Origin of the sequence: Mesorhizobium sp. B2-4-12, assembly GCF_006441575.1 — a bacterium.
Lineage (GTDB): Bacteria > Pseudomonadota > Alphaproteobacteria > Rhizobiales > Rhizobiaceae > Mesorhizobium.
In genome coordinates this window covers 133,470-153,512 of sequence record NZ_VFVC01000007.1, presented here as the reverse complement: position 1 = coordinate 153,512, position 20,043 = coordinate 133,470, and the positions used below count along the sequence as shown (strand labels likewise).

The following is a 20,043-nucleotide window of genomic DNA, read 5'->3' as shown; positions in this document are numbered from 1 at the left end:
CGTTCCTGCGGCGTGGCCTGCTGCCGATCGGCAATATGGTTTCCGCGCTGCCGATCATCGGCGTGGCGCCGATCATGGTCATGTGGTTCGGCTTCGATTGGCAGTCCAAGGCAGCCGTGGTCATCATCATGACCTTCTTTCCGATGCTGGTGAACACGGTCGCCGGGCTTGCCGCGTCGGGCCATATGGAGCGCGACCTGATGCGCACCTACGCGTCGGGCTACTGGCCGACGCTGATCAAGCTCAGGCTGCCGGCCGCCGCTCCCTTCATCTTCAACGCGCTGAAGATCAACTCGACGCTGGCGCTGATCGGCGCCATCGTCGCCGAGTTCTTCGGCACGCCCGTCGTCGGCATGGGCTTCCGCATCTCGACCGAGGTCGGGCGGATGAACATCGATATGGTGTGGGCTGAAATCGCAGTTGCAGCACTTGCGGGTTCGGTCTTTTATGGCGTGGTCGCCCTTGTCGAAAGGGCCGTCACGTTTTGGCATCCCTCTGTCCGTGGTGGATAGGGGCGGTGGGTTCAGGGCACCAACTTCAGAGGGTAAAAAAAATGAAAAGACTTCTTATTCCACTTCTGGCCGGCGCGCTTTCGCTGGCCGCGTTCCAGGCAATCGCCGCCGACAAGGTGACGTTGCAGTTGAAATGGGTCACGCAGGCCCAGTTCGCCGGCTATTATGTCGCCAAGGCCAAGGGCTTCTATGACGCTGAAGGCCTCGACGTCGACATCAAGCCGGGCGGCCCTGATATCGCGCCCGAACAGGTGATCGCCGGCGGCGGGGCCGATGTCATCGTCGACTGGATGGGCGGGGCGCTCGCGGCCCGCGACAAGGGCGTGATGCTGGTCAACATCGCCCAGCCGTTCAAGAAGGCGGGCATGGAACTGGTCTGCCCGAAGAACGGGCCGATCAAGACCGAGGCCGATTTCAAGGGCCACACGCTCGGCGTCTGGTTCTTCGGCAACGAATATCCGTTCTACGCCTGGATGAACAAGATCGGCCTCAAGACCGATGGCGGCCCCGACGGCGTGACCGTGCTGAAGCAGAGCTTCGACGTGCAGCCGCTGATCCAGAAGCAGGCGGACTGCATCTCGGTGATGACCTACAACGAATACGGCCAGGTGCTGGATGCCGGCTACAAGCCCGAGGACCTGATCGTCTTCAACTATTCGGCCATGGGCAACGACTTGTTGGAGGACGGGCTCTACACGCTTGAGGACAAGCTCAAGGATCCAGCCTTCGCCGACAAGATGGTGCGTTTCGTGCGCGCCTCGATGAAGGGCTGGAAATACGCGACCGAGAATACCGACGAGGCGGCCGGCATCGTCGTGGACAATGGCGGTCAAGACGAGAACCACCAGAAGTTCATGATGAAGGAAGTGGCCAAGCTGATCGACAATGCCGACGGCAAGCTGATCCCGGCGGCTTACGAGCGCACCGCCAAGGCCCTGCTCGACCAGAAGATCATCACCAAGGAACCGACCGGCGCCTACACCACCGCCATCACCGACAAGGCTGTGAAGTAAGCGTAGTCCCGCTACGATCGATCTTCAGAGCGGCGCCTCCGACCAAGGGTCAGAGGCGCCGTTCCTTTATGGTGTTCATGACAAAACTGGTCTCGATCGAGGCGACGCATTTCAGCCGCGCGATCTTTTCCTTGATGAAGCGCTCATACTGGTCGAGGCCGCCGGTCACAACCTTGAGCACATAGTCGCGTGAGCCGGTGACGAGGTGGCATTCCAGCACTTCGTCCCACCCGCGGATCGCTTCCTCGAACATGACGATCTCGTCCTCGTTCTGGCGGCCGAGCCTTATGGTGGCGATGGCGACCATGGTCCAGCCAAAGGCAGCCGGATCGACCAGCGTCGTGTAGCCCTTGATAATTCCGGCTTCCTCCAGCCGCCGCACGCGCCTGAGACAAGGCGACGGCGACAGGCCGATGCGCTCCGCCAACTCGTTGTTCGTGATACGCGCATCGGCGCGCAGTTCATGCAGGATCTTGCGGTCGAAATCATCAGCTATTTTCTGCCGCACTTTTGGTGTCTCCAGGCGATTCATTGCGATAGTGCAGCCATGGGGGTCCAAAAATAGCAAGGACTGCGTGGTGGGGATCGCATAAATTGCCGCCACACGTCTCGAAAAAACAGGGAACATCATGACCGCGCCGCGTCCTTCGAAAACCCATATCGGCAACCACAAGCTTCATCCCGAAACGCTGATGCTGAGCTATGGCTTCGATCCGCAGCTGTCGGAGGGCGCGGTCAAGCCGCCGGTGTTCCTGACGTCGACCTTCGTGTTCAAATCGGCGGAGGAGGGGCGTGATTTCTTCGACTACACGTCCGGCCGAAAGGAGCCGCCGAGCGGCACGGCGTCGGGCCTTGTCTATTCGCGCTTCAATCATCCCAACAGCGAGATCGTCGAGGACCGGCTCGCCGTCTATGAGGGGACGGATGCCTGCATCCTGTTTTCTTCCGGCATGTCGGCGATCGCGACGACGCTGCTTGCCTATGCCCGCCCCGGCGACGTGATCCTGCATTCGCAGCCGCTCTATGGCGGCACCGAGACGCTTTTGACGCGCACGCTTGCCGGCTTCGGCATCGGCGCGGTCGGCTTCGCGGATGGCGTCGACGAGGCGGCGGTGCGCGTGGCGGCCGATGCGGCGACCGCGAAGGGCCGTGTGTCGGTTATTCTGGTCGAGACGCCGTCGAACCCGACCAATAGCCTGGTCGATATCGCGCTGATGCGGAAGGTCGCCGACGAGATCGGCGCAAGGCAAGGATCGACGCCGATCATAGCCTGCGACAACACGCTGCTCGGTCCAGTCTTCCAGCGGCCTATCGAGCACGGCGCCGATGTTTCCGTCTATTTGCTGACCAAATATGTCGGCGGCCATTCCGACCTGATCGCGGGCGCCGTCATGGGCGGCAAGGCGGTCACGAAGCCGATCAAAGCTCTGCGTGGCGCGATCGGCACGCAGCTTGATCCACATTCCTGCTGGATGCTCGGCCGCTCGCTGGAGACGCTGTCGATCCGCATGGAACGGGCGAACGACAATGCCCGCCTGATTGCCGGATTCCTGCAAGAGCATCCCAAGGTGGAGAAGGTGCATTATCTGCCGTTCCTCGGCGAGGACACGCCTGCCGCCCGCGTCTATCGGGCGCAATGCAGCGGCGCCGGTTCGACCTTCTCCTTCGACATCAGGGGCGGACAGAAGGCGGCCTTCGCCTTTCTCAACGGGCTGCAGATCTTCAAGCTGGCGGTAAGCCTCGGCGGCACGGAATCGCTGGCCAGCCATCCAGCCGCCATGACCCATTCGGGCATTCCCTTCGACGTGCGCCAGCGCATCGGCGTTCTGGAGACCACGGTCAGGCTGTCGATCGGCGTCGAGCACCCGGATGACCTGATCGCCGACCTTGCGCAGGCTCTGGCCGCCGTCTGAGCGTTGTCCTTCCGCGCGTCTTGAAAGGGCGGGTGACCGCCCCTTTTTGATCAGACATCAAAAAAATGTGCCCCGAGGGATACTTTGGGCCACCCGACCGTTGTGCTGGTGCATCCACGCGTGGAGAGCCGCGAGGATGAACATCCAACGGAGGTCCTAGGAAAATGCGCAGACAATCCTTCATGCCGGTGCTTTCCGCGCTGGCCATTTCGACCGCCTTTCTATTCGCATCGCCGGCCATGGCCGAAATGGTGAAGTACAAGGCAACGCTCGATGGCGGCCAGCAGAGCCCTCCCGTCACCACCAAGGGCAAGGGGACTGCCACCTTGACCTTCGACACCACCAAGAAGAAGCTAAGCTGGAACGTCAAATATTCCGGTCTCAGCGGACCGGCGACGGCCGCGCACATTCACGGCCCCGCGGGGATGGGCGAGAATGCCGCGCCGGTAATCCCGTTCAAGGGCAAGCTCAAGAGCCCGATCAAGGGATCGGCGACGCTCACAGATGCGCAAGCGGCTGACCTTGAGGCCGGCAAATACTACGTTAACGTCCACACCGCCGCCAACAAGGACGGCGAGATCCGCGGTCAGATCGAGAAGGCGATGTAGCGCGGTCGGAAGGGGCGGCGCACCGCCCCTTTCGCCAAACGAGTCCTTAGCTCAGCACGGCCGGCGAAAGGCAGCAGGCTGCCTTCGCTTCAGCTCTTGTCGCGGATCTGGGTCATCGTCCGGGTCGGTGTGATCGCCTCCGGATCGAGCCGGATTTCGACGACCGACGGCTTGCCGCTGGCGCGCGCACGCTCGAAGGCGGCTGCGAAATCGGACGTCTTCTCCACCGTCTCCCCATGGCCGCCATAGGCTCGGGCCAGCGACGCGAAGTCGGGGTTCTTGAGGTCGGTCGCAACCACGCGGCCAGGATATTCGCGCTCCTGATGCATGCGAATGGTGCCGTAAATGCCATTGTTGACGACCACGACGATAATCGGCAGGTCGTACTGCACGGCGGTGGCGAATTCCTGCCCGTTCATCAGGAAGCAGCCATCGCCGGCAAACGCGACCACGGTGCGTTCCGGAAACAGCTCCTTGGCGGCGACCGCGGCAGGCGTGCCATAGCCCATCGAGCCGGATGTCGGCGCCGCCTGCGTGGCGAAGCGGCGGAAGCGGTGGAAGCGATGCACCCAGGTGGCATAGTTGCCGGCGCCGTTGGTGAGGATAGCGTCGTCCGGCAGCATTTTTTCGAGATAATTCATGATCGGCCCCATCTGAACCGGGCCGGGACCGCTTTCCGGCGGTGTCGACCAGTCGAGATAGGCGGCGTGCAGTCTTGGCGTCTCGGCCGCCCATGCCGGGTCGGAGGCCGGCTTGCGGCTGGCGAAGGCTTCGACAAAGGCGGATGGCGAGGCGTTGATGGCCAGCGTCGGCCGGTAGACGCGGCCAAGTTCGCCGGCGTCCGCATGGACATGCACCAGCGTCTGGTCCGGGTAGGGGCTCTTCAGCAATGTGTAGTCGGATGAGGGCATCTCGCCCATACGACCGCCGATCAGCAGCACAAGATCGGCCTGCTTGATGGCGGTGGCAAGCTTCGGGTTGATACCGATGCCGACATCGCCGGCATAGTTCGGATGCAGATGGTCGAACAGCATCTGGCGGCGGAAGGAACAGCCGACCGGCAGCGACCACGCCTCGGCGATGGCGCGCATCCGTGCCACGGCCTCCGTGTCCCAGCGCGTGCCGCCAAGGATAACGAAGGGCCTGATGGACTTGGCCAACAGCGTTTCCAGCGCATCAAGTTCTGCTTCGCCCGGACGGGTGTCGACCGGCGTGTGCGGCAAGACGGCAGGCGCCTCGACGACGCTGGTCAGCATGTCTTCCGGCAGCGAGATCACCACCGGGCCGGGACGGCCCGATGTCGCCACCGCGAAGGCGCGGGTGACGAACTCCGGGATGCGTGACGCGTCGTCGATCTCGACCACCCATTTCGCGATGTCGCCGAAGAACCTCTTGTAATCGACTTCCTGGAACGCCTCGCGCTCCTTGGCGTGGCTGGCGACCTGGCCGATGAACAGGATGAGCGGTATGGAATCCTGCATGGCGATGTGGATGCCGGCCGACGCATTGGTGGCGCCGGGGCCGCGGGTGACGAAGCAGACGCCGGGCTTGCCGGTCAGGCGCCCGTGGCAGTCGGCCATCATCGCCGCGCCGCCTTCCTGGCGGCAGACGATGGTGCGGATCGTGGAATCATGCAGCGCGTCGAGAACCGCGAGGTAGGATTCGCCAGGCACGCAATAGATGCGGTCGGTGCCGTTGGCTTCGAGCGCGTCGACGATCAGTTGTCCGCCGGTCTTCATTTTCCAGACCTCTCCAGTTCGGCAAGGATTTCTTTTGTGTGTTCGCCCAGGCGCGGCGAGGGGCGCTCATAGACCAGCGGCGTGCCGGACATCACCATCGGGGCGCGTACCGAGGGCAGCAGGTTGCCATGGCCGTCGTCGAGGTCGAGCCGCATGCCGCGCGCGATCGTCTGCGGGTCGGCGAACATCTGGCCGATCGTGTTGATCGGGCTCGCCGGCACGCTTGCCGCTTCGAGCTTTGCCAGCAGCGGATCGCGGTCGAGAGACTTCAGCGCCTCGACGATGCGCTCGCGCAGCTTCACGCGGTTGGCGACGCGGGCGGGGTTGGTGGCGAAGTCGGGATTGGCAGGCAAATCGTCCAGTCCGACGGCGGCGCAGAATTTGGCGAACTGGCCGTCATTGCCGACGGCAAGGATGATGTGGCCGTCCCTGACCGGAAGCACTTCGTAAGGGGCGATGTTCATATGCGCATTGCCCATCTGCACCGGCGACTTGCCGGAGACGAGATAGTTGAGGTTCTGGTTGCCGAGCGCCGAGATCTGAGTGTCGAAGAGCGCCATGTCGATGTGCTGGCCCTCGCCGGTCTGCTCGGCATGGCGCAGGGCTGCCTGGATGGCGACGACCGAATAAAGACCGGTGAAGAGATCCGATATGGCGACGCCGGCCTTTTGCGGCTCGCGGCCGGCCTCGCCGGTGATCGACATCATGCCGGCCATGGCCTGGATGATAAAATCGTAGCCGGCGCGGGGCGCATAGGGTCCATCCTGGCCGAAGCCGGTGATGGAGCAGTAGACCAGGCGCGGGTTGATCTTGCGCAGGCTGTCATAATCAAGCCCGTACTTCTTCAAGCCGCCGAGCTTGAAGTTTTCGATCAGCACATCCGACGTCGCGACCAGCCGGCGCACGGTCTCGGCGCCGCCGGGCGTCGAGAAGTCGATGGCGATGGAGCGCTTGCCGCGATTGCAGGAATGATAATACGCGGCCGACAGATTCTCGCCCTCATGGCTCATGACAAAGGGCGGGCCCCATTTGCGGGTGTCGTCGCCGCCATTGGGGCTTTCGACCTTGATGACATCAGCGCCGAGATCGGCAAGCAATTGCCCGGCCCAGGGCCCGGCGAGGATGCGGGCGAGTTCGACGACGCGGACGCCTTTCAGCGGGGGCTCAGCCATAAATCACCGTGGTTGCCGCAATCACCGTGATTGCTGCGAAAGCAGAGCCTCTATCAAGCCCGGCGGTGGCTGTCACGGCCCTTGCAATGGGCCAACGAACTGGCTCGGTCACGCTTTCAGGACGCTATCCGCCCAGGCCGTGAAATCGTCCATGACGATGTCGCGGTTCACCTCGTTCAGGCTTTCGTGGCGAGTGTCGGCGTAAACCTTTGATACGAGATTCGAAAAACCCATCCTGCGCATACGGTTGGCGAGATGGGTGATGCCCTTGCCATAGTCCGAGGCCGGGTCTTTCTCACCGCCGACGATGGCGACGGGAAGGTCGCGCCGGACACCGACGAAGCCGGCGTCCTTGCCACCATTGAGCGCCATCGAGACCACGTCGCGCCACATCGAGATAGAAGCATCCCAGCCGCACAGTGGATCGGCGACGTATTTCGCCACCTCCGCCCCGTCGCGCGACAGCCAGTCGAACAGCGAGCGGTGATTGGGCACCGCCTTGCCCCAGGCCTGGAAAGTGAGTTTCGGCAGCAGGCGCGACGGAACGTCCGAGCCCAGCCGCATCCGCTCCCAGGCAAGGATGCCGAGCGCCAGCTGTCCAAGCAGGCCTTGCGAAAAATTGCCGTTCCAGATCGCGGCGGCATGGATGCGGGATGAGTGGCCCAAAAGGAAATTCAGCGCCACGGATGCGCCCATCGAGTGGCCGAAGAGGATGACGGGCAGGCCTGGGCATTCGCCGGCGATCAGATCGTGGACGGCATCGACATCGGCGATCACCTTGGCCGGTCCATCCCTGTCGGCGAACTTGCCGAGCGGCGCGTCCGGCGCCTTGGTACGGCCGTGGCCGCGATGATCATGGGCATAGACGTGGAATCCGCGCGAGCCAAGGAAATCGGCAAAGCGAGCATAGCGCGCGGCATGCTCGGCCAGTCCATGATTGATCTGGACGACCGCGCGCGGCCGGCTATCGGCCTGCCTGACGAAGAGATTGAGCTCGGCGCCGGTCGGCGAGCGGACCAGGCGTTGCTGGTTGAATGGCATGCAGGCTGGTTTCCACCCCCCGGTTCGCCTCATGGCGTCTGACCTCTGTGCGCCTGCCGCCGGTTTTGCGTCAATCCACACCAACCACTTTTTGCCCAACGATGTTTCTTGCGTTTGGCCAGCAAAATATCGCAATTCTGACATGGAGACAGCGGCAGTCTGTCACCCATTTGCTTCAGCGGGGATTCTTATGCGCATTGGTGTTGTTTTCGGATTGGCCTTGTTGGCGGCATCGCTGGCCAGTGCAGCGCGTGCCGACGTCAAGCTGAGCGGCACCTTCGTTGCCGACGCCGCCTGTCCGGCGACGCAGGCCATCAAGAACGGCAAAAACCCCGGCAATGTCTCGACCGATGCCGGACAAGGCTATCAACTGCTTGCCGGCAACAAGGACGCGCCGACCCACTATCTGATCCAGGTGCCCGGCGCCGATCCGGAGCGTCGCTGGGTGAAGGTCAGTTGTGGCCATCTCTCGGGCAGCAGCGCCGCGACGGTGCCGGCGGCTCCGGGCGGACAGGGCAAGCCGGCGACTTCGGGAAAACCCGAATATGTCTTCGCGCTGAGCTGGCAGCCGGCCTTTTGCGAGACCAAGTCGAACAAGACCGAATGCAGGGCGCAGAATCCGAGCGAATTCGACGCCACCAATTTCACCCTGCACGGCCTGTGGCCACAGCCGAACGGCAATTTCTACTGCCAGGTTTCGGCCGGCGACAAGGCCAACGACAATCCTGCGCACTGGCAGGACCTGCCGCCGGTCAACCTTGACGCCGGCACCCGCGCGGAGCTCGACAAGGTGATGCCGGGCACCGCCTCGAAGCTCGAGCGGCATGAATGGATCAAACACGGCACCTGCTACGGCAAGAGCCAGCAGGAGTATTTTTCCGAGGCACTCAGCCTGATGCGTGAAGTGAACAGCTCGCCTGTGCGCGATCTCTTTACCAAGAACATCGGCGGCAAGCTGACGGCCGACCAGATCCGCAGTGCCTTTGACCAGGCCTTCGGCTCGGGGGCAGGGGATCGGGTGCGCGTTTCCTGCGTCATCGATCCGTCGAGCGGCCGGCGGCTGATCGGCGAACTGACGCTCGGCCTCGCCGGCCCGATCGGTCCCTCCAGTTCGCTGAAGGACCTGCTGCTGGCATCGGTGCCCACCAACAAGGCCGGCTGCCCGGTGGGTACGGTCGATCCGATCGGCTTCCAGTAAGCGCTGGACCGTCGCTTCCGGCAAGCCGGCGTGCCAGTCGCGGACAGACGCGGAAGGCTTAACCGGACCTTTCAGCAGGGGCGTGTCCGGTAGAAGACGTCGCCTCTAGGCGGGCACTTCCCCGGCCCGCAAAAGCGATTGCCGTTCGCCGCCGCATCGCCTACATAGCGGCCAACCTCCATTCAGATCGACAATTCAGTCAGTTTCAGGGAAAGCGCGCGTGGCACGCCAGTTCATCTATCACATGTCCGGCCTGTCGAAGGCCTATGGCACCAAAAAGGTGCTCGATAACGTTTATCTGTCCTTCTATCCGGACGCCAAGATCGGCATTCTCGGGCCGAACGGCTCGGGTAAGTCGACCATCCTGCGCATCATGGCCGGGCTCGACAAGGAGTTCCAGGGCGAGGCGTGGCTGGCCGAGGGCGCGACCGTGGGCTACCTGGCGCAGGAACCGCAGCTCGACAACAGCAAGACCGTGATGGAAAACGTCATGGACGGCGTCGCCAGGAAGACCGCCATCATCGAGCGCTACAACGAGCTAATGATGAACTATTCCGACGAGACGGCGGACGAGTCGGCAAAGCTCCAGGACGAGATGGACCGGCTGAACCTGTGGGATCTCGAGCAGCAGGTCGAGATGGCGATGGACGCGCTGCAGTGCCCGCCGGGCGATTCCGAGGTGACCAACCTGTCGGGAGGCGAGCGTCGCCGCGTGGCGCTCTGCCGGCTGCTGCTGCAGCAGCCCGATCTGCTGCTGCTCGACGAACCGACCAACCATCTTGACGCCGAGACCACGGCGTGGCTGGAAAAGCACCTGCGCGACTACCCGGGCTCGGTGCTGATCATCACCCACGATCGCTACTTCCTCGACAATGTCACCGGCTGGATCCTCGAACTCGATCGTGGCCGCGGCATTCCGTACGAGGGCAACTACACCAGATATCTCGACGCCAAGGCCAAGCGGCTGATCCAGGAGGGCCGCGAGGACGACGCCCGTCAGAAGTCGATCTGGCGCGAACGCGAATGGATCCAGTCCTCGCCAAAGGCACGCCAGAAAAAGTCGAAGGCGCGTATCAAGGCCTATGAAGAACTGGTCGAGCAGTCGCAGAACCGCAAGCCGACCGACACGCAGATCGTCATCCCGTCGAGCGAGCGCCTAGGCAATGTCGTCATCGAGGTCGAGAACCTCAGCAAGGGCTTCGGCGACGAGCTTCTGATCGAGAACCTGTCGTTCAGGCTGCCGCCGGGCGGCATCGTCGGCGTCATCGGCCCGAACGGCGCTGGCAAGACGACGCTGTTCAAGACGTTCACCGGCCAGGAGAAGCCGGACGCGGGCTCGGTCCGCATCGGCGAGACGGTCAAGCTCGGCTATGTCGACCAGAGCCGCGACGCGCTCGATCCGAACAAGACGGTGTGGGAAGAAATCTCCGGCGGCGCCGAAGTCATCAAGCTCGGCAAGCACGAGGTCAACAGCCGCGCCTACTGCTCGTCCTTCAACTTCCGCGGCGGCGACCAGCAGCAGAAGGTCGGCAATCTCTCGGGCGGCCAGCGCAACCGCGTGCACCTGGCAAAGATGCTCAAGACCGGCGGCAATGTGCTGCTGCTCGACGAACCGACCAACGATCTCGACACCGAAACGCTGAGCGCGCTGGAAGACGCGCTGGAAGCCTATGCCGGCTGCGCGGTCATCATCAGCCACGATCGCATGTTCCTCGACCGCATGGCCACCCATATGCTCGCCTTCGAGGGCGACGCGCATGTCGAATGGTTCGAAGGCAACTTCGAGGAATATGAAAAGGACAAGCTGCGCCGCCTCGGCGCCGAAGCGGCAGCCCCGCACCGCATGACGCACAAGCGGCTGACGCGGTAAGGGGGCACTGGGCGGCGAATTCTCAAGGCGATATGAGGAGCTCAGATGGCCGACTGGTCCGCCGCCCAATATCTGAAATTCGAGGACGAACGCACCCGGCCGGCGCGTGATCTCGCGGCCCAGGTGCCGGTCGATTTTCCGCGCCGCGTCGTCGACATCGGCTGCGGGCCGGGCAATTCGACCGAGCTCCTGGTCCAGCGCTGGCCGGATGCCGAGGTCAGCGGCTTCGATACCTCCCCCGACATGATCGAAAAGGCGAGGGCGCGCCTGCCCGGCGTCAGTTTCGATCTGGCGGACGCCTCCACATGGCAACCGGCCGAGCCGGTCAACGTCATTTTCGCCAATGCGGTGTTCCAGTGGTTGCCGGATCATCCGGCGGTGTTCCAGCGGCTGATGGGTTTTCTGGCGCCGGGGGGCGCGCTTGCCGTCCAAATGCCGGACAATATGGGCGAGGACTCTCACCGCCTGATGCGCGAGACCGCCGCCGAAATGCCGTTTGCCGCCAAGATGAAGGGGGCGGCGCGCGCGCCGCTGCCTCCGGTGTCGTTCTATTACGACCTGTTGTCACCGCTCAGCGACAGGGTCGACATCTGGCATACCATCTACAACCATCCGCTGGCCGATGCCGAGGCGATCGTCGACTGGGTGAAGGCAACCGGGCTGAAGCCGTTCCTCGATCCGCTTGACGGGCACGAGCGCAAACTGTTCCTCGACAGCTACACGGCCAGGATCGCCAAGGCCTATCCCGAAACCGCGAACGGCAAGGTGCTGCTGCGTTTCTCCCGCATCTTCATTGTCGCCAAGCGGGCCGGATAGGGTATGTCGAGTTTCGGGTGACGCTCGCCTGCAAACGGCGGTCTTCTGCGCTTCCGCTGCTCAGATACGAGAACTACGCGCCGCTCCTGTTTTCAAGCGTCCGCCTGGTGAAGTCAGGTTTACGTGGGCGTAAATCTTTGGTTTAAGCCGGCGTAAACCGACGAAGTGAGAAAAGTGTTGCGCCGAAGCGTTTCGGCGCTCACATGAAGCCGCAACGCCTGCGGATGGGACGGACTGAAATATGCATCGCGTCATCATCAGCGGCATCGGCGCTGAAATTCCTCAACCTGTCATCACCAATGAAGAGCTGGTCGAAAGCTTCAACAGCTGGGTCGACACCGAGAATGAGCGGCGCCAGGCCACGGGCGGTACGCTGCTGCAGAAGTCGGACGCAGACTTCATCGTCCATGCTTCCGGCGTGCGCAGCCGCCATGTGATCGAACGCGAAGGCATTCTCGACCCAACCCGCATGGCACCGCGCATTCCGGCGCGGCCGGATGACGTCCTGTCGCTACAGGCCGAGTTCGGCATCGCTTCGGCCAGGAAGGCGATCGCCCATGCAGGCATCGACCCATCGGAGATAGATCTGGTGATCTGCTCGTCCTCGCATCAGCAAAGGCCATATCCAGCCATCGCCATTGAAATGCAGGAGGCGTTGGGCACCAAAGGGGCCGGCTTCGACATGGGGCTTGGCTGTTCGTCGGCGGCGGCGGCATTGCACATGGCGGTCAATCTGGTGCGCTCGGGCGCGCACAAGCGTATTCTGGTCACCACGCCCGAAATCATTACCGGCCATCTCAATTTCCGCGACCGGCAGACGCATTTCATCTTCGGCGACGCTTCGGTGTCGATGGTGGTGGAGGGGCTCGCTTTGGGCGAAAAGCGGCCGGAACGTTTCGAGGTGCTCGACACCCGCATCTGGACGCAGATGTCGAACAACATCCGCACCAATCTGGGCTACCACACACGCACCGCCCAGGACGATCCCTATATGATCGACCTGGAGGGCAATCTGATCAAGCAGGTCGGCAACAAGGTGTTCAAGGAAGTCACTGTCGCCGGGCACAAATTCATCGTCGAATTCCTGGCCGAACATGGACTGACGCCGCAGGCCGTCCGCCGCTTCTGGCTGCACCAGGCCAATGCGCGCATGAACGCGATGATCCTGAAGCTGGCGTTCGGCCACGAAGTCGGCCACGACCGCGCGCCGATGGTGCTGGAGCGACTCGGCAACACGGCGGGCGCCGGCGCCATCGTCGCGCTGTCGGAAAACCATGCCGACATGAAGCCCGGCGATTTCGGCCTGATCTGCGCTTTTGGCGCGGGGTATTCGATAGGCGGCGCGTTGCTGAGGATGCTCTGACTTGCGGGGTGCTCCGGCCGCGCGTCAGGCGGGAGCGAACGGCACCAGCATCGGCACCCGCCTGGCATAGTCGTCATAGGCGGTTCCGAGTTCGCCGCGCAGGAAACGCTCCTCGAGCTTTGCCTTCATGACGATGCCGATGATGAGCAGGAGCGCGCCGGCAATGCCCCAGACAGTTCCTTTTGCCGCCATGGTGGCAAGGATCGCCAGAAGCAATCCTGTGTAGATCGGATGGCGAACGAGGCCGTAGGGGCCGCTGTCGACGACACGGTGCCCTGCCTTGGCGGTGACATTGCCCGACCAGAGACGGCCAAGATGCAGCCTTGCCCACCACGAGAAGCCGAAGCCGACAGCGATCAGCACAACGCATATCCAGGCCACGGCAAGGTCGGGAACCCACAGCCGCAGGCGCCCGTAATAATTGTGTGCCGGGAGCAGGAACAGGACCGCGCCAAACACCATCACCATCCGGTAGCGCATCTCCGACCCAAGGTCGGCACGTTTGGCGACGGGATCCGCCCAGAAGGCGGCAGCCGCCCACGACACCACCCAGATCAGCCAAAGCAGCACGATTACCGTTCCGGGACGCATGATAACCTCCGCGGACCTGTCCGCGCGTCACCATGGGGCCGGCACGGCATGGCGGCAATCCCGCCTGCGATCGACGGCAGGTAAGAAACTCGTGATCGCAATCGCATCGGTGACGTTGATCCGACGATCAGCACTTTCGACTGGACGCATGGAAGGGTGTCCGGATAATTCCCGGATGACGAAAGGACGGAACACCATGCTGGATCTTTTCCCCGAGGCCGAGAAGCCGGTCGAAATCATCCCGGCGAAGAAGCTTTCTGCTCGCGCGGCGGCGCTCTATGTCGCGCCGGCGGATCATTTCCAGACACGTCCGGCGGAGGAATTGCGGTTGGGCTTCGACGGCATTTCAGGCGATTTCCATGCTGGAGCGACGCGGCGCTCGGGCGGGCGCGAACCCTGGTATCCGCGCGGCACCGAAATGCGCAACGAACGGCAACTGTCGATCGTCGCCGTGGATGAACTGGCCATCGTCGCCGAACGGATGGGGCTGGCCGAAATCAAGCCGGAGTGGATCGGCGCCAATCTGGTGATCGAAGGCGTGCCGCATCTGTCGATGCTGCCGGCCGGCACGCTGCTGTTCTTCAAGGGTGGCGTGACCCTGAAGGTCGATGCCCAGAACGGACCGTGCCGCATCGCCGGGCGATCGATCGCTGAAAACGTCGGGATGGCTGACGTTGAAGCCGGCGCGCTGTTGTTCCCGAAAGCGGCCAAACGGCTGCGCGGCGTGGTCGCCTGGGTTGAGAAACCGGGAACGATCAGAGCCGGTGAGGAGATTTCTGTGCGGGTGCCCGAGCAGTGGATTTATCGCGCGTAGCGCCCGCGTTTCCTGTCGGCCGAGGGTAGGGCTATGCCACCCATGGGCGGCATAGCAAGACCCCCGGGCCTTAGCTCTTGCGGTTCTTGTTGGCGCCTTGCGCCATGACGGAGACGTGGTCCCACTTCTCCCAGGTGGCGATGCGGTTGGCGTATTCCTGGCGGATCATCGGCAGGCCGCCGTCGCCGAAGAACACACGCAGTGGCGGTTCGGCGGCATCGACAATCGCCAGCATCGCCGGCCCGGTGGCCTCGGGATCGCCGGCGACGGCGCGGCTGCGGCGCTCCGCCATGGCGGCGCGAGCAGGCGCATAGGCCTCGATCGCTTTGGAGACCTTGGCCGACGGGCCGGCCCAGTCGGTGGAGAAGCCGCCCGGTTCGACCAGCGTCACGTGGATGCCAAATTCCGCGACCTCGAGGCTCAGCGACTGGCTGAAGGCTTCCAACGCCCATTTCGAGGCATGGTAGAGGCCGAGCGAGGCAAAGGCATTGACGCCGCCGATGGACGAGATCTGGATGATGTGGCCGGACCGCTGCGCCCGCATGATCGGCAGCGCGGCCTGGGTGACCCAGAGCGCGCCGAACACATTGGTTTCGATCTGGTCGCGGGCTTCCTGTTCGCTCACTTCCTCGATGGCGCCAAAATGACCGTAGCCGGCATTGTTGATGACGACGTCGAGCCGGCCAAAGCGCTTGTGCGCGTCGGCGATTGCCGCATCGACGGCTTTCTTGTCGGTGACGTCGAGCTTTATCGCGGCAATGTTGTCGCCATATTTTGCGACGAGATCGGCGAGCGTGGCGACGTCACGGGCGGTTGCGGCGACGCGGTCGCCACGCGCCAACGCGGCTTCGGCCCAGACGCGCCCAAAGCCCTTCGACGATCCGGTGATGAACCAAACCTTGTTTGTCATGATGTGGAATCCTTGCCCGTGCGGGCGTGATTTTTGGTGAAAGCGGAGGCTTCTCCGCTTTCGGGCATATACGGCCTATTCCGCGATTTTCCAGAGGCGAGGCGAAATCTTTTTGACCAGGCTTCCCGGTTGATCAGGGATAGCGCACCGGGCTCGACCATGCTGGATCGTCGTGCTTTCGCCAATAGAGCGTCATCAGCCGATTGGTGACCGGCCCGACCTTGCCGCCGGCGACCGCCGCGCCGTCGATCTCCGTCACCGGCATGATGCCGCCGGCGGTCGAGGTGATGAAGACCTCGTCGGCCGCCTTGAGCGCGGCGACGCCGACATCGGTGGCCTCTGCGATGAGCCCTTCCTCGCCGCAGAGATCAAAGACGGTGCGGCGGGTGATGCCGGGCAGCACGCCGACGGCCGGCGTCGACAGTTTGCCGTCCTTGACGCAGAACACGTTGAAGCCCGGGCCTTCGGCGATATTGCCGTTGAAGTCGAGAATGAGAGCGGTCTCGGCGCCACGGTCATAGGCGTCGTAGAGGCCGCGCACCAGATCGAGCCAGTGATAATTCTTGATCGCCGGGTCGATCGAGGCCGGCGGGATGCGCACCTTGTCGCTGATGGCCGCGCGCAGGCCGCGCTGCAACTGCTCGGCATTTGCGACCGAGCCGAACGGCACGGCGAAGGCCATGAAGCGGTTGACCGCCTGGCGCGGGTCGCGGCTGAAGGTCGGCGAGGCGCCACGCGTGCACAGCATTTCGACATAGGCGGCGCGATGACCAGACAGCGCGACGCAATCGTGCAGGATTTCGCTCACGCCATCGCGATCGAACGGGATGGTCATGCGCAGTTTTTCCAGCCCTGCGAAGAAGCGGTCGAGATGTTGATCGAGACGGAAGAAACTGCCGTTCCAGACATGCACCGTGTCGTAGGTGGCGTCGGAATGCAGAAACCCCCAGTCCAGCACCGACACCTTGGCTTGCGACATCGGCAGGTACTGGCGATCGAGGAAGGCGACGCCATTGGGATAGGCATGCGGGTCGATATGCCGATCGGAGACAGCGGGCAGTTCCCGTATATCCCGCATCTTCGTTGTCTGGCTCATCACGGCCTCCTCTCGCACAAGGCGGACCACCAGCCTAGCGGCTCCAGTTGGAAGGCATAGGGCCAGCCATCCGGCGCTGTTCGTCCTCTATCAGGATCAGGATTTACAGGGGAAACCTGTCCTGGGCCTGGGTCGGCCAGGCGGACGGCCAGCCTTACAATGCAATCGTCGTGCCGACGCGGCAACAGGGGACCAAGCCCTACTCATCCTCCTCGTCGGCGTCGAGCAAGCGGGTCGCGCGCCAGCGCGTAAGCATGATGTTGGTCTGCTCGATGACGAAGAAACGGGCTGAGTCGCGGTCGTAGCCCTCCGTCAGCAGCTTTTCGTAGTCGGTATGGCTGTGGCGGATATGGGCAATGGTCGCCAGCCAGACGGCGATCGTCGGCGGCAAGGTCTTCATGTGCACCGAGCCGGCGTCGGCGCGGATCTTCTCCATGTCGGCATAAGGCGCCAGCGGCAGGAGCGCGGTCAGCGCCTTGGCGATGGCGCGGCGGCGGCCGGTCGGCGTTGTCATCTTTCATCACGTCCTTCGATCGTCGCCTCTGCCATGGCATCGGTCGAGGCGAAGTAAGGCTTGATGTCGATGACCGGCGTGCCGTCGAGCACGTCGATGGCGTCGAGGTCGACGCGCCCGGTGCCGATGTCCAGCCCGACGAGCCTGGCCACATGCAGGCCGATCGGGTTCGGCCGGGCAGGGGATCGCAGGCCGAATACGCCTTTCGCATCAGACGCATGGCGGGGTTTCTGCACGATCAGATTCCGCGGCGCGTGATGCAGCCAGGACAAGACAATGACATGGCTGGCTCGTTCCAGTCCGCGCAGGCCATCGCGGTAGGCCGCATCGATGGTCAGCACCGCGGGTTGTCCGGTCTCGCGCGCCGCGCGCATGTTTTTCGGGCAGCTTTCCCGTGTCGTCCATGGCGAGGCGATGCGGCCAATGAAAACGACGCCGCCATCCGCGGGCATCGTTGCCGGATCCTGCTCCAGCCTGATCTCGCCTTCGCGCGACTCGAACATCTCACGCGGCCCGGTCATTCTGTCGATCTCTGTGTTGGTGCAAGTCATGATCCAAGGACCGCAACACATTTTTGGACGACATGCACCCGGAAATCACGCATGCGGCATTTTCTTGTCCGGAAGCGACATAGCTCTTGCAAGGCCTCAAAAATCGACATAAACATATGTTTATATCTTTTTCAAAGAGAATACACTGATGCATGTCTCGCTCGATACGATGGTGGATACGTTGAAAGCGGCGGCCGAATCGAGCCGCCTGCGCATACTGGCGCTGCTGTCGCGCGGCGACCTCACCGTTTCCGATCTTACCGAAATTCTCGGCCAGTCGCAGCCGCGTGTCTCGCGGCACCTGAAATTGTTGCTGGAAGCCGGGTTGATCGGTCGCTACCAGGAGGGATCGTGGGCCTTCTTCCGCCTGTCGGATATCGATTCGGCGCGTGATTTCGTGCTGAGCCTGGTTTCCAGCATTCGCGGCGCCGACCCGCAGGTCGAACGCGATCTCGAGCGCCTGGCCTCGGTCAAGCGCAAGCGGCAGGACCGGGCGGCGGAGTATTTTTCGGTGAATGCCGCGAGTTGGGACCATATCCGCTCGCTGCATGTGCCGGACCGTGCCGTCGAGGCCGCGATGCTGAAACTGGTCGGCAAGCGGCCGTTCCAGTCGATGCTGGACCTGGGCACCGGTACAGGCCGGCTGCTCGAAATTTTCTCGCCGCTCTACCGGCGCGGTGTCGGCATCGACATGTCGCGCGAGATGCTGACCGTGGCGCGTGCCAATCTCGACAAGGCCGGCGTTTCGAATGCGCAGGTGCGGCAGGGCGATATCTTCTCGCCGCCGGTCGAGCGCGATGCCTTCGATCTCGTCACCATTCACCAGGTGCTGCACTATCTCGACGATCCGGCCCGCGCCATCCGTGAGGCGGCGCGGCTTCTGCGCCCGGCCGGCCGGCTGGTCATCGTCGACTTCGCGCCGCACACGCTGGAATTCCTGCGTGATGAGCACGCGCATATGCGCCTTGGCTTTTCCGACCGGCAGATCGGCGAGTGGTTCGCCGAGGCCGGCCTGGATCTCGAGGATGCCCAGGAGTTCGAACCGCGCGGCGGCAACGAAGCCAGGCTCACCGTCAAGCTCTGGCTTGGCCGCGACCGGCGCCTGCTGATCGCCGATCCCGCCAACGCCAGCCAGCAGACCAGAGTGAGCTCGATAGGGGAAATCGCGTGATGAACCAGTTCCGTTTTTCCCGCCGGCCCGACATTGGCGACAAGGTCCGGGTTTCGTTCGAATTCTTCCCGCCGAAAACCGACGAGATGGAGGCGAGGCTCTGGGACACGGTGACAAGGCTGGAGCCGCTGAAGCCGAAATTCGTCTCGGTGACCTATGGCGCCGGCGGCTCGACGCGCGAGCGGACGGCGCGCACGATCGACCGCATCCTGAAGGAGACCAGCTTGACGCCGGCGGCGCACATGACCTGCGTCGACGCCGCCCGCCATCAGGTCGACGGGGTGATCCAGGAATTCGCCGATATGGGCGTGAAACGCTTCGTCGCCTTGCGCGGCGATCCGGCCGCCGGCGTCGGCACGGCCTACCGTCCGCATCCGGACGGCTACGCCAATGGCGCCGAACTGGTGGGGGCGCTCAGGGGTGCCGGGGATTTCGACATCTCGGTTTCGGCCTATCCCGAGAAGCACCCCGAAAGCCCCGATTTCGCCACCGACATCGACATGCTGAAGCGCAAGGCCGACAATGGCGCGACGCGGGCGATCACCCAGTTCTTCTTCGACAACGATCTCTACGAGCGTTATGTCGAGCGCGCGCGCCGCGCCGGCATCTACATCCCGATCGTGCCTGGAATCCTGCCGGTGCACAATTTCACCCAGGTCGCCAATTTCTCTGCGCGTTGCGGCGCGCTGGTGCCGGCATGGCTGGCCGAGCGCTTCGACGGCCTGCAGAACGACCCGCAGACGCATGCGCTGGTGGCATCGGCGGTGACGGCCGAACAGGTGCTGGATCTGGTCGAGCGCGGGGTGGGCGACTTCCATTTCTACACGATGAACCGTGCCGACCTTGTCTTTGCCATCTGCCACATGATCGGCATCCGCTCGCACGAGGCGGAGGTGGCTGGCTCGGCCGCGGCATGAGGCACTGCTGAACAGCAAAAGGCCGGGTAAAAACCCGGCCTTTTGAATTGTTTGAACTATCTGGTGCTGGTCTTCCCCGGCTTGGCGGGTTCAGGGAAGGACGCCCATAATGAGGGCGCCGATGAAAGCAAACGCAGCACAAATCATCAATGCGTTGATTGGCCTCGTAAGTCCCATGACATAGCCTCCTCTTAAAGAGCTATGCCCGGAGTCTAGGTTCATTTGTGCCACAGG

At 63.3% G+C, this 20,043-nt stretch carries 20 protein-coding genes; 11 read left to right on the top strand and 9 right to left on the bottom strand.

Going from position 1 to position 20,043, the window contains the following annotated elements:
• Together FJ934_RS07000 and FJ934_RS06995 are read left to right on the top strand one after the other, a co-directional pair.
• On the top strand, positions 1–512 hold a 512-nt coding region (locus FJ934_RS07000; protein ID WP_140608128.1), incomplete at its 5' end, for an ABC transporter permease.
• Positions 513–553: 41 nt separating this feature from the next.
• On the top strand, positions 554–1,525 hold the full coding sequence (locus FJ934_RS06995; protein WP_140608126.1) for an ABC transporter substrate-binding protein: 972 nt from the start codon (positions 554–556) through the stop codon (positions 1,523–1,525).
• A 49-nt stretch (positions 1,526–1,574) separates the two neighbouring features.
• Here FJ934_RS06995 and FJ934_RS06990 read toward each other — a convergent pair whose 3' ends face one another.
• A complete protein-coding gene (locus FJ934_RS06990; protein WP_140608124.1) occupies positions 1,575–2,033 on the bottom strand; it encodes an Lrp/AsnC family transcriptional regulator in 459 nt (152 codons plus the stop codon).
• 121 nt (positions 2,034–2,154) lie between these two features.
• On the opposite strand from FJ934_RS06990, the gene FJ934_RS06985 reads away from it, so the two are divergent.
• The gene (locus FJ934_RS06985) at positions 2,155–3,438 is read left to right on the top strand and encodes a cystathionine gamma-synthase family protein (RefSeq protein WP_140608122.1); all 1,284 of its coding nucleotides are present in this window, start codon (positions 2,155–2,157) and stop codon (positions 3,436–3,438) included.
• 164 nt (positions 3,439–3,602) lie between these two features.
• Entirely contained in the window at positions 3,603–4,046 is a 444-nt protein-coding gene (locus FJ934_RS06980; RefSeq protein WP_140608120.1) for a CHRD domain-containing protein, read from the top strand.
• Between the two features lie 89 nt (positions 4,047–4,135).
• Here the strand turns inward: FJ934_RS06980 and FJ934_RS06975 are convergent, their stop codons facing one another.
• The 3 genes from FJ934_RS06975 to FJ934_RS06965 all read right to left on the bottom strand — a co-directional run bounded on the left by FJ934_RS06975 (position 4,136) and on the right by FJ934_RS06965 (position 7,998).
• Positions 4,136–5,785, bottom strand: a complete 1,650-nt coding sequence (locus FJ934_RS06975) for a thiamine pyrophosphate-binding protein (protein ID WP_140608118.1) — start codon at positions 5,783–5,785, stop codon at positions 4,136–4,138.
• Positions 5,782–6,957: a CaiB/BaiF CoA-transferase family protein gene (locus FJ934_RS06970; protein ID WP_140608116.1), complete on the bottom strand. Its 1,176-nt coding sequence runs from the start codon at positions 6,955–6,957 to the stop codon at positions 5,782–5,784. The genes FJ934_RS06975 and FJ934_RS06970 overlap by 4 nt, the downstream gene beginning before the upstream one ends.
• Positions 6,958–7,065: 108 nt before the next feature.
• Positions 7,066–7,998 (bottom strand): alpha/beta hydrolase, encoded by a 933-nt coding sequence (locus FJ934_RS06965; RefSeq protein ID WP_140608114.1) that lies wholly within the window; start codon positions 7,996–7,998, stop codon positions 7,066–7,068.
• 190 nt (positions 7,999–8,188) lie between these two features.
• Between FJ934_RS06965 and FJ934_RS06960 the strand changes: the two genes are divergently transcribed.
• From FJ934_RS06960 to FJ934_RS06945, 4 genes are all read left to right on the top strand, one after another.
• On the top strand, positions 8,189–9,196 hold the full coding sequence (locus FJ934_RS06960) for a ribonuclease (RefSeq protein ID WP_140608112.1): 1,008 nt from the start codon (positions 8,189–8,191) through the stop codon (positions 9,194–9,196).
• A 220-nt stretch (positions 9,197–9,416) separates the two neighbouring features.
• Positions 9,417–11,066: an energy-dependent translational throttle protein EttA gene (gene ettA, locus FJ934_RS06955; protein WP_140608110.1), complete on the top strand. Its 1,650-nt coding sequence runs from the start codon at positions 9,417–9,419 to the stop codon at positions 11,064–11,066.
• Between the two features lie 45 nt (positions 11,067–11,111).
• Entirely contained in the window at positions 11,112–11,882 is a 771-nt protein-coding gene (gene tam, locus FJ934_RS06950; protein ID WP_140608108.1) for a trans-aconitate 2-methyltransferase, read from the top strand.
• 241 nt (positions 11,883–12,123) lie between these two features.
• Complete coding sequence (locus FJ934_RS06945; RefSeq protein ID WP_140608106.1) at positions 12,124–13,245, top strand: beta-ketoacyl-ACP synthase III; 1,122 nt, start codon at positions 12,124–12,126, stop codon at positions 13,243–13,245.
• A gap of 24 nt (positions 13,246–13,269) precedes the next feature.
• Here the strand turns inward: FJ934_RS06945 and FJ934_RS06940 are convergent, their stop codons facing one another.
• On the bottom strand, positions 13,270–13,836 hold the full coding sequence (locus FJ934_RS06940) for an isoprenylcysteine carboxylmethyltransferase family protein (protein WP_140608104.1): 567 nt from the start codon (positions 13,834–13,836) through the stop codon (positions 13,270–13,272).
• A gap of 196 nt (positions 13,837–14,032) precedes the next feature.
• Between FJ934_RS06940 and FJ934_RS06935 the strand changes: the two genes are divergently transcribed.
• Positions 14,033–14,650, top strand: coding sequence for an MOSC domain-containing protein (locus FJ934_RS06935; protein WP_140608102.1), 618 nt, complete (start codon positions 14,033–14,035; stop codon positions 14,648–14,650).
• A 70-nt stretch (positions 14,651–14,720) separates the two neighbouring features.
• On the opposite strand, the gene FJ934_RS06930 is transcribed toward FJ934_RS06935, so the two are convergent.
• The 4 genes from FJ934_RS06930 to tsaA all read right to left on the bottom strand — a co-directional run bounded on the left by FJ934_RS06930 (position 14,721) and on the right by tsaA (position 17,691).
• Positions 14,721–15,560: an SDR family oxidoreductase gene (locus tag FJ934_RS06930; protein WP_140608101.1), complete on the bottom strand. Its 840-nt coding sequence runs from the start codon at positions 15,558–15,560 to the stop codon at positions 14,721–14,723.
• Between the two features lie 133 nt (positions 15,561–15,693).
• Positions 15,694–16,656: a D-amino acid aminotransferase gene (locus tag FJ934_RS06925; RefSeq protein WP_140608099.1), complete on the bottom strand. Its 963-nt coding sequence runs from the start codon at positions 16,654–16,656 to the stop codon at positions 15,694–15,696.
• A gap of 199 nt (positions 16,657–16,855) precedes the next feature.
• Positions 16,856–17,170: a DUF2293 domain-containing protein gene (locus FJ934_RS06915; RefSeq protein ID WP_140608095.1), complete on the bottom strand. Its 315-nt coding sequence runs from the start codon at positions 17,168–17,170 to the stop codon at positions 16,856–16,858.
• Positions 17,167–17,691, bottom strand: a complete 525-nt coding sequence (gene tsaA / locus FJ934_RS06910) for a tRNA (N6-threonylcarbamoyladenosine(37)-N6)-methyltransferase TrmO (RefSeq protein WP_140608093.1) — start codon at positions 17,689–17,691, stop codon at positions 17,167–17,169. The genes FJ934_RS06915 and tsaA overlap by 4 nt, the downstream gene beginning before the upstream one ends.
• 178 nt (positions 17,692–17,869) lie before the next feature.
• Between tsaA and FJ934_RS06905 the strand changes: the two genes are divergently transcribed.
• A complete protein-coding gene (locus FJ934_RS06905; protein ID WP_140608091.1) occupies positions 17,870–18,892 on the top strand; it encodes a metalloregulator ArsR/SmtB family transcription factor in 1,023 nt (340 codons plus the stop codon).
• Positions 18,892–19,809, top strand: coding sequence for a methylenetetrahydrofolate reductase [NAD(P)H] (gene metF, locus FJ934_RS06900; protein WP_140608089.1), 918 nt, complete (start codon positions 18,892–18,894; stop codon positions 19,807–19,809). The genes FJ934_RS06905 and metF overlap by 1 nt, the downstream gene beginning before the upstream one ends.
• The last annotated feature ends 234 nt before the right edge of the window (positions 19,810–20,043 follow it).

What these genes read in the sequence shown, in the direction of transcription:
- FJ934_RS06995 (WP_140608126.1), top strand. Translation starts at nt 554, where the DNA reads ATGAAAAGACTTCTTATTCCACTTCTGGCCGGCGCGCTTTCGCTGGCC.
- FJ934_RS06985 (WP_140608122.1), top strand. Translation starts at nt 2,155, where the DNA reads ATGACCGCGCCGCGTCCTTCGAAAACCCATATCGGCAACCACAAGCTT.
- FJ934_RS06980 (WP_140608120.1), top strand. Translation starts at nt 3,603, where the DNA reads ATGCGCAGACAATCCTTCATGCCGGTGCTTTCCGCGCTGGCCATTTCG.
- FJ934_RS06975 (WP_140608118.1), bottom strand. Translation starts at nt 5,785, where the DNA reads ATGAAGACCGGCGGACAACTGATCGTCGACGCGCTCGAAGCCAACGGC.
- FJ934_RS06970 (WP_140608116.1), bottom strand. Translation starts at nt 6,957, where the DNA reads ATGGCTGAGCCCCCGCTGAAAGGCGTCCGCGTCGTCGAACTCGCCCGC.
- FJ934_RS06965 (WP_140608114.1), bottom strand. Translation starts at nt 7,998, where the DNA reads ATGCCATTCAACCAGCAACGCCTGGTCCGCTCGCCGACCGGCGCCGAG.
- FJ934_RS06960 (WP_140608112.1), top strand. Translation starts at nt 8,189, where the DNA reads ATGCGCATTGGTGTTGTTTTCGGATTGGCCTTGTTGGCGGCATCGCTG.
- tam (WP_140608108.1), top strand. Translation starts at nt 11,112, where the DNA reads ATGGCCGACTGGTCCGCCGCCCAATATCTGAAATTCGAGGACGAACGC.
- FJ934_RS06945 (WP_140608106.1), top strand. Translation starts at nt 12,124, where the DNA reads ATGCATCGCGTCATCATCAGCGGCATCGGCGCTGAAATTCCTCAACCT.
- FJ934_RS06940 (WP_140608104.1), bottom strand. Translation starts at nt 13,836, where the DNA reads ATGCGTCCCGGAACGGTAATCGTGCTGCTTTGGCTGATCTGGGTGGTG.
- FJ934_RS06935 (WP_140608102.1), top strand. Translation starts at nt 14,033, where the DNA reads ATGCTGGATCTTTTCCCCGAGGCCGAGAAGCCGGTCGAAATCATCCCG.
- FJ934_RS06930 (WP_140608101.1), bottom strand. Translation starts at nt 15,560, where the DNA reads ATGACAAACAAGGTTTGGTTCATCACCGGATCGTCGAAGGGCTTTGGG.
- FJ934_RS06925 (WP_140608099.1), bottom strand. Translation starts at nt 16,656, where the DNA reads ATGAGCCAGACAACGAAGATGCGGGATATACGGGAACTGCCCGCTGTC.
- FJ934_RS06915 (WP_140608095.1), bottom strand. Translation starts at nt 17,170, where the DNA reads ATGACAACGCCGACCGGCCGCCGCCGCGCCATCGCCAAGGCGCTGACC.
- tsaA (WP_140608093.1), bottom strand. Translation starts at nt 17,691, where the DNA reads ATGACCGGGCCGCGTGAGATGTTCGAGTCGCGCGAAGGCGAGATCAGG.
- FJ934_RS06905 (WP_140608091.1), top strand. Translation starts at nt 17,870, where the DNA reads ATGCATGTCTCGCTCGATACGATGGTGGATACGTTGAAAGCGGCGGCC.
- metF (WP_140608089.1), top strand. Translation starts at nt 18,892, where the DNA reads ATGAACCAGTTCCGTTTTTCCCGCCGGCCCGACATTGGCGACAAGGTC.